Raw genomic sequence first — 8,254 nt, forward strand, 5'->3', positions numbered from 1 at the left:
GGCGTACGCAGTTCGTGGCTGACGGATGCGACGAAGCGGCTCTTCGCTTCATTCGTCGATTCAGCACGGCTCTTGGCGCGCTCGAGTTCGTCTTGTCTCTGTTTCAATTCCGTGATGTCGGTGTAAACGGCGACCGCGCCGCCGTCAGGCGTTTTTCGCCTGCTTACGCGAACCCATCTGTCGCCGAAGCGATCCTCACCGACGAAGTCCGCCGGGTCCTTGTGAATGTGTAACCGCTGGGCAATCCACTCCTCCGGCGACGCGCCCGCAAGGTCGACTTGCCCGCCCGCCAGGCGTTGCTCCAAGATTTCTTGGAAATTTTGCCCAGGAAGAGAAGCTCGCGCATGGTCAGGGAAGAATTCGCAAAATTTGCTGTTGGCCAGGATGACCCTGTCCTGCGGATCGAATAGGACAAATCCGTCAGAAATTGCCTCAAGCGCCGCTGCGATCGTCCGTCTTTGCTGCTCCGCCTCGTCTTCCAGTCGTTTCTTTTCAATCGCGCCCGCGCGAAAAAGTCGAAGCGTCCGCGACATTGCGCCGAGTTCGTCGCCTCCCTCAATCGGTATTTCAATATCGTAGCGTCCTTGCGTCAGTTCGCCGATGACCCGGTTCAGCCGCCGTAACGGGCCAATGATCGAGCGAAGAACAAGGATCGTAAGAAGCGACCCAATCAACAGCACGATGACCACCAGAATGGCAGCGGTAGTCGCGGTTTTCTGGGCTAGCCTTACAGCCTCGTTACGAGCAGCTTCTGCCTCGGCGCTCACTTGTTCGACAAGTTTGTTAAGGGCGGCATCGACATTCGTGCTGTGGGTTCGCGCCTCGGCCAGGAGAGCGTTTCCAATGATGCGGTTATCCTGAGTATAGCTGTCCGCCGCCTCTAGTGCCCTTTTGACGTAGTCATCGATCTCGACACGGATTTCCCTCACTGCATCGGGGGATGATTTCGAAAGGCCGTCCAGTTGGTCCAGCAGTCGCTCACGCGCCTGCTCGGCATTCCGCTGGGAGTTCATTAGCAAGCTGACCGACAAATCGGTGAGCCAGTATCGCAATTCGCCAAAGGTCACGTGCGCCGCAGCCGCAGTCGCCGCGAGATCGAACAATGCCTTTGTGTCTGCGGTGCGGTCGGCACTGCGATAAAGCGCCTGCGTGAGAAGGATGGAAGATACGATGAGACTGATGAGGCCGGCCGCTGTCAGTGCAGCTACGCGGGCCGCGATCGGCAGACTGGCAAGGCGACGTCCCAGGGATTTCGACGGCGCCGGTAGGGCTTCCACCTCGTGGGGTGTCTGTTCCAGGACGCTCATTTGAACAAGACGATGCTGATTGCGCCCCCCAGATCGCCGGCTTTTCCGCCCTCCTTGGGATATCCAGTTATGTCGATCTCGCCCTTCGGCTCGCCGTGGCAGGAAAGGCACGACTCCGTATAGTATTCGGGCAGGAGCATTCGAAATGCCGGGCGTCCCTCCACCTCGGTCACATCCGTGTAGGCTTCGCCTTTTGCTCTCTTCGGATCTGAAAAGACGCTTACGATGATGCTGGCTTCCCAAGCGTCCGGAAGAGATTTGCGGTTGCGCACGAGTTGCTCGGGCGCAGTCACGCGTACCAGAGCCTCGTTGCCAACCTTGGCGGCGAATTTCTCATTCAACAGACGCGCGAAAACGGCCGGCACGAAGCCCTTGAACCCGATCCCCGCGCGGTTGATGTCATCTTGCTGCTCGTCCACCACCTCCCGCATAGCCCCAATCTGGGCCTCAAGCAGACGCCGGTCGCGATTGGTCAATTCGCCGGAAAACGGGTCCTGGCCGGTGTTTTTTGAGTAAACGGCGATGGCCTCGCTCGCAAACCGCTCGCTGTCAAGGTGCTTGTCGCCAAGTGCGGGATCGTTGATTAGTGTCTGATAGTTGGAGACAACACTTCGCCCAGCGCGAAGCAATTCCGCAAGGCGGATTCCCATCGCGACATCTTCAGAATCTCCCGCTCCCATGGCAGCCGGCGCGAGGAACGCGCAACCGACAAGAGCAACGCCAATGCTTCTCCGCGTCAAGGTTGACAGGGCGAACATCTCCATCCCGTCGAAAGAAGCCAAAGAAAAAGTATAGCACAACGCAGGCCGATAGCGTAGCGACAAACGCCCATGCGCAAGCAGTGAGAGAAGGAACGAAGCATCCGCCGCCCGCTCCGAAGCGGCCCTGGCCCGCAAACCCGTTTTTGCCGAACGTCTCTTGACCACCCTGGGTGGAGCACCGAGAGGTTAGCGGTGGATTTGTCAAGCTTGCCGTTAAAATATAGCTTGCTAAAGCTAGAAAATTAGCTTTGAAATATATATTCGTTGTGTTTGAGCGCGACCTCACGCACCGTAAACTTAGCATAGCAATTGTTTGTAGAAGAAGATGATGGTTCTGGCCTTATGTTGTCGGCCGGCACAACTTATGCATGTCATCTTGATCGCTTGATGAACCATCATCGCTGAAAGGAAACAGAACTAGGTTACGAAAAACAATCAGTTTTTAACCCTCGCCGGCGCGGTTGCAGTCGCTGCCGCCGCGAGGCGCCCAGCCGGACGAGACCGATAAGTTCGGAATTGATGCGACGTAACCGGTCCTTCTCGCGGTGAATACCGCCAGTGCCGTTCCGTGCCGTGTGTTCGAGCAGGTGATTAAGGAATGACTTCGATGTGGACAAGTTTTCATAATGGCACCATTGGCTACATTCGCGGATGGTTCCGCCTTCGCGCCGAGCGAAAAGCTATGTGGATGATAACAGACGGGTTGAGCCGGTCACCGGATGACATTCTTAACGACATTGGTATCTCACGCGACGAAATCACGTGCGCTTTGTCAAAGCGTCCCAATCCGAGTTCCGGATCGGGGCGGAATGCGGCCGGCCCATGATTTGTCCAGCCCACAGTATCTGCCATGTCGCATGCCAAGGTCTCATTGTCCCCGCGGCGGCGAGTCGAACTGATCCCGAGTGATCACGGCGCTGGAGCGCGATGTCAGGAAGGTCGTTATCGGGTCAAGGGCGTGAATTCGGCACGGGCGAACGAACTTCCGCAACCGGTCGAACTAGGTCGTTCAGAAATGAATGAGTTTTGACCTTAGAGCGTCTCCGATCGCGGGCCGTCGCTACCAGCGCACAAAAAGCCGCCCGCCGAGCCCGCCGAGCGCGGCAAGGATGGCAATGGCGATCGTGTACCAGGTGGCGACGAAAAGCGGCGAGTCGTCGAAGCAGTGTGCGGCATAGAAAGTTGCCGCCAGCCCACCAGCGAGCAGGCCCGCCACCGTTCCGGCAAGCACCGGCCGCGTCGGCGCGCCATAGCGCAGCACCGCTAGGAAGATAGCGAGCGGACCGATGCCGATCAGCGGGATGAATGTCAGGCAGATCACCAGATTGCTGCCGATCAGACGCGTCCCCCAGTCGGCTGCAGGCACGGAAAGGAGTTCCAGCACCACCGCAACGACCACCAGCAGCGGTGCGGCAATCATCCAGGCCGCCGCCCTGCTCGTCGATGCACCGGGTGTCGACAGGACGCGGATCAAGGCGAAGGCGCTGACGGCCAGAGCAGTCGTGAAGACGAACTTGGCGAGGAAGCGCATCGTATGCATGGCGGTCGCGATGTCGGTGCGTGGGCCGATCGCCAGCCAGAAAACCACCGCCGCGATCGCCGTAGCCGCACCGGCGGCCACCCACCAGGCCGAGCCAAGCGGCATCGCCCTGCTGTGGGCATCGGCGTCGAGCGCCCTTATGAGATCGTCCGTCTTCATGTCATTCCCGCCCGAATTGTCTGGCCCCGAACCGTTTAGCAATAGCTGCGAGCCCACGATGCAGCGACACGCGCACCGCCGTCTCGCTGATGCCGAACTTCACCGCCGTCTCGCCAATGGAACGGCCTTCGACCGATACCGACGAAACCACGGAACGCTGCGCCGGCGGCAGCGCGTCCAGGGCACGATTGATGTCGCGCTCGCTGACCGTCTCGGCCTCCGGTTCGGCGAAGGTCTCGGCGATCTCGTCGATCTCGATCTCGATGCGCCGCCCGCGCCGCCGAAAGGCGTCGATCAGCTTGAAGCGCGCAATGGCGTAGACCCAGGGCAGCACGGCCAGATCCTTCCGCCAGGTATGCCGTTTCACATGAATGGCCAGCAAGGTTTCCTGCACGACGTCCTCGGGATCGACCCCGCCCTGAACGATCTTGCGCCTGATAAAGCCGCGAACGAGAGCAGCCGTCCGGCGCAGAAAGTCGGCGTAAGCCTTTTCATCTCCCGCGATCGCGGCCCGCATCAGCCGGGAAAGCTCGGCCTCATCGTTGCCGGTCACAAGAGTTCACTCCCCGATATTCGCGCCTCGGCGCTGATTTGTTACGTGGCCGGCGAATAATGTCCAAGCCAAAATATGGGAATATCACGAAGGTTTCACCTCCAGCGCCCGATTGCGCCGTTCATCAATGTTGACTACACCGATCAGGAATTGATAGGTGCAGTCTTGCTAAATCAAAGACCATTGAGATCGAGAGGGATAACGTCCATGAAATATGCTCTTTCCGCCCTTGCCGGTGCCGCGGCACTTGCAATCAGCCTGATCGTCGGCCCGGCAATGGCTCAGGACGGCGGCATCGTCGTCTACAATGCCCAGCATGAAAGCCTGACCGACGCTTGGGTTGAAGGTTTCACCAAGGAAACCGGCATCAAGGTCACCGTTCGCCACGGCGGTGACAGCGATTTCTCCAACCAGATCGTCGCCGAAGGCGCCGCGTCGCCGGCCGACGTGTTCCTGACGGAAAACTCCCCCGCCATGGCGCTGGTCGAATCCGCCGGCCTGTTCGCGCCGGTCGATGCCGAGACGCTGGCCCAGGTTCCGCAGGAGTACCAGCCGTCCAGCGGAAAATGGGTGGGCATCGCCGCACGCAGCACCGTCTTTGTTTACAACAAAACCAAGCTGACCGCCGAACAGCTGCCCAAGTCGCTGCTTGATCTCGCCGATCCGAGCTGGAAGGGACGCTGGGCCGCTTCGCCGTCCGGCGCCGATTTCCAGGCGATCGTCAGCGCGGTTTTGCAGCTCAAGGGTGAGGCCGCAACGGCCGGCTGGCTGAAGGCGATGAAAGAGAACTTCACCGCCTACAAAGGCAACAGCACGGTGATGAAGGCGGTCAATGCCGGCGAGGTCGAAGGCGGAGTGATCTATCACTATTACTACTACGGCGACCAGGCCAAGACCGGTGAGAACAGCAAGAACATCGGGCTTCACTATTTCAAGAACCAGGATCCGGGCGCGTTCGTCTCGGTTTCCGGTGGTGGCGTGCTGGCCTCCAGCAAGCACCCGAAGGAAGCCCAGGCCTTCCTGAAATGGGTGACCGGCAAGGGTGGTCAGGACGTGCTGAAGACCGGCAATTCTTTCGAATACGCGGTCGGCAAGGACGCGGATTCCAATCCGGCGCTGGTGCCGCTGGCCGAACTGCAGGCGCCGAAGGTCGACGCGACGACGCTGAACTCCAAGAAGGTGACGGATTTGATGACGGCAGCCGGCTTGCTTTAGTCGGCGTTCGTCCTAAAAGGGCAACCGACTGCGCTCCTGCGGGAATTCGCTTCCGCAGGAGCGCTCTGTTTTTCGAGGTGGCATTCGTCCATGACGACAAGCTGCGTTTCTGGCCGCGTTTGCGGCCCTTCGACCGTTTCCGCCATCGGGCGGCAGCGGCACGGCGCCTGAGCTGATGCAGTCTGCGGCCGACCTTGCACGCTCGGTCCTGCCGACCGGCATGGTTGCTGGGCAATGGACGCGCCGGCGGCCGATATCCTGGGTTTCGCTTGCCGCCATCCTGATCTCACTTTTCTCCCTGCTGCCGCTCGCCTTCATCATCTGGATTGCCGTGCAGACCGGCTGGGAAACCGTATCGGCACTGGTCTTCCGGCCGCGCGTCGGCGAGCTGCTGGTCAACACCCTGCTTTTGGTGATGCTCGCGGTACCGATCTGCATCGTGCTCTCGGTGGCGCTGGCCTGGCTGACCGAACGCAGCGATCTTCCCGGTGCCCGCCTGTGGGCCTGGCTGTCGGTGGCGCCACTCGCCATCCCCGCCTTCGTCCACAGCTATGCCTGGATCAGCCTGGTGCCGGGACTGCATGGCCTGTGGGCGGGCGTTCTGGTTTCCGTCGTCGCCTATTTCCCGTTCCTCTATTTGCCGGTGGCGGCAGCTTTGCGCCGGCTCGATCCTGCTCTCGAAGATGCCGCGGCAGCTGTCGGCCTCGGGCCGTGGCGCGTGTTCCGGCGGGTGGTGCTGCCGCAGCTCAGGCTCGCCATCTGCGGTGGCTCTCTACTGGTCGGCCTGCATCTCCTGGCCGAATACGGCCTTTACGTGTTCATCCGCTTCGACACCTTCACCACGGCGATCGTCGACCAGTTCCAGTCGACCTTCAATGGCCCCGCTGCCAACATGCTGGCTGCGGTGCTGGTGACATGCTGTTTCGTGCTGCTCGGGATCGAAGTGCTCGTGCGCGGCGAGGAGCGTTATGCCCGCGTCGGCTCGGGCGCCGCGCGCCGGCAGCAACGCACCAGGCTCGGCCGCGCCACGCTCCCGTGCCTGCTGCTGCCGGTTATCACCACTCTGCTGGCGCTGGGCGTGCCGTTCGTCACCATCGGCCGCTGGCTCGTTGCCGGCGGTGCCGATGTCTGGCGCCTCGATGAGATCGGCCTTGCGCTCGGCCAGACCCTGTTCCTGGCGCTCGCCGGCGCCCTGCTCGCCACCATCGCCGCCATGCCGATGGCCTGGATCTCAATCCGCGCGCCGGGACCGCTGCAGCGTCTTCTGGAGGCTTGCAACTACATCGTCGGATCCTTGCCCGGCGTCGTCGTAGCGCTGGCGCTGGTCACCATCACCGTGCGCATCGCTCTGCCGCTCTACCAGACCCTGTTCACGATCCTCGTTGCCTATGCGCTGATGTTCCTGCCGCGCGCCCTGATCAGCCTGCGGGCGTCGATCGCGCAGGCGCCGGTCGAGCTGGAACTCGCCGCCGCCAGTCTCGGCCGGTCACCGCTCAAGGCGCTGTGGTCGACGACGATCCGCCTGTCGGCGCCGGGTGCCGCGGCAGGCATGGCACTGGTGGCGCTCGGCATCATGAACGAATTGACCGCAACGCAGATGCTGGCGCCCAACGGCACCCGCACGCTGGCGATGGCGTTCTGGGCCCACAGCGGCGAGATCGACTATGCCTCCGCCGCACCTTACGCCCTCATCATGGTGGCGATCTCGCTGCCGCTGATCTGGCTGCTTTATGTCCAGTCCAAGCGGATGGCCGGACGATGAGCTTCCTCGAACTCACCGATGTGCACAAGCATTACGGCCCGGTGGCCGCACTGGCCGGTGTCGATCTCAGCGTGGCCAGCGGCAGCCGCACCGCGATCGTCGGGCCGTCCGGCTGCGGCAAGACGACCTTGCTGCGGCTGATCGCCGGCTTTGAGGCGCCGGACCAAGGCCGCATCGTGCTTGATGGCGAGGTGCTGGCCAATGGCGGCGCCGCCGTGCCCGCCTATCGGCGCGGCATCGGCGTGGTGGCGCAGGACGGCGCCCTGTTCCCGCATCTGAGCATCGCCTCCAATATCGGCTTCGGCATGCGACATCACGAGGACAAGCGCACCGAGCGCATCGTCGAGCTCGCCTATATCGTCGGGCTCGACAAGGCGATCCTGAAACGGCGGCCGCACGAGCTCTCCGGCGGCCAACAGCAGCGTGTGGCGCTGGCCCGCGCCATGGCCATGAAGCCGCGGCTGATGCTGCTCGACGAGCCGTTCTCGGCGCTTGACACCGGGCTGCGCGCCTCGATGCGCAAGGCGGTGGCCGAACTTCTGGAGACCGCCGGTATCACCACGATCCTGGTCACGCACGATCAGGCCGAGGCGCTGTCCTTTGCCAGCCAGGTCGCGGTGATGCGCGACGGCAAATTCGCGCAAATCGGCACGCCGCACGAACTCTATCTCAAACCGAAGGACAGGATGGTCGCCGAATTCCTCGGCGACGCCATCATCTTGCCGGCCAAGATCGCGGACGGTTTTGCCAGCTCGCCGCTCGGCCGCATCCCCGTCGACAGCACCGAGCGGCGCGATATCGTCCGCATCATGCTGCGGCCGGAACAGGTGCTACTGAAACGGACATCGCGCGAAGGCATGTCGGGCACGCCGGACATGCTGTTCGGCGAAGTGACGGAGTCCGAATTCGCCGGTTCGATGTGCACCATCGCGGTGCGGCTCTTGAACAGTCCCGATC

Annotated in this window: 7 protein-coding genes; 3 read left to right on the forward strand and 4 right to left on the reverse strand. The window is 61.9% G+C overall.

Going from position 1 to position 8,254, the window contains the following annotated elements; genetic code table 11:
• The 4 genes from EOA85_RS20220 to EOA85_RS20235 form a co-directional block, all read right to left on the reverse strand.
• Positions 1 to 1,307 (reverse strand): PAS-domain containing protein (locus EOA85_RS20220; protein ID WP_127210919.1); only part of this gene is annotated, 1,307 nt, incomplete at its 3' end.
• Positions 1,304 to 2,065, reverse strand: coding sequence for a DUF3365 domain-containing protein (locus tag EOA85_RS20225; RefSeq protein ID WP_095518094.1), 762 nt, complete (start codon positions 2,063 to 2,065; stop codon positions 1,304 to 1,306). The genes EOA85_RS20225 and EOA85_RS20220, both read right to left, overlap by 4 nt.
• Positions 2,066 to 3,128: 1,063 nt before the next feature.
• Positions 3,129 to 3,767, reverse strand: coding sequence for an NrsF family protein (locus EOA85_RS20230; RefSeq protein ID WP_127210920.1), 639 nt, complete (start codon positions 3,765 to 3,767; stop codon positions 3,129 to 3,131).
• 1 nt (position 3,768) lies between these two features.
• A complete protein-coding gene (locus EOA85_RS20235) occupies positions 3,769 to 4,320 on the reverse strand; it encodes a sigma-70 family RNA polymerase sigma factor (protein ID WP_127210921.1) in 552 nt (183 codons plus the stop codon).
• Positions 4,321 to 4,527: 207 nt separating this feature from the next.
• Between EOA85_RS20235 and EOA85_RS20240 the strand changes: the two genes are divergently transcribed.
• The 3 genes from EOA85_RS20240 to EOA85_RS20250 all read left to right on the forward strand — a co-directional run.
• Entirely contained in the window at positions 4,528 to 5,535 is a 1,008-nt protein-coding gene (locus EOA85_RS20240; RefSeq protein WP_127210922.1) for an iron ABC transporter substrate-binding protein, read from the forward strand.
• Between the two features lie 220 nt (positions 5,536 to 5,755).
• Positions 5,756 to 7,297: an iron ABC transporter permease gene (locus EOA85_RS20245; protein ID WP_245485896.1), complete on the forward strand. Its 1,542-nt coding sequence runs from the start codon at positions 5,756 to 5,758 to the stop codon at positions 7,295 to 7,297.
• Positions 7,294 to 8,254, forward strand: a 961-nt coding sequence (locus tag EOA85_RS20250) for an ABC transporter ATP-binding protein (protein ID WP_164759767.1), incomplete at its 3' end; no start/stop codon positions are given. The genes EOA85_RS20245 and EOA85_RS20250, both read left to right, overlap by 4 nt.

The sequence above is a fragment of the Mesorhizobium sp. M5C.F.Ca.IN.020.29.1.1 genome, from assembly GCF_003997375.1.
Classification (GTDB): Bacteria; Pseudomonadota; Alphaproteobacteria; order Rhizobiales; family Rhizobiaceae; genus Mesorhizobium; species Mesorhizobium wenxiniae.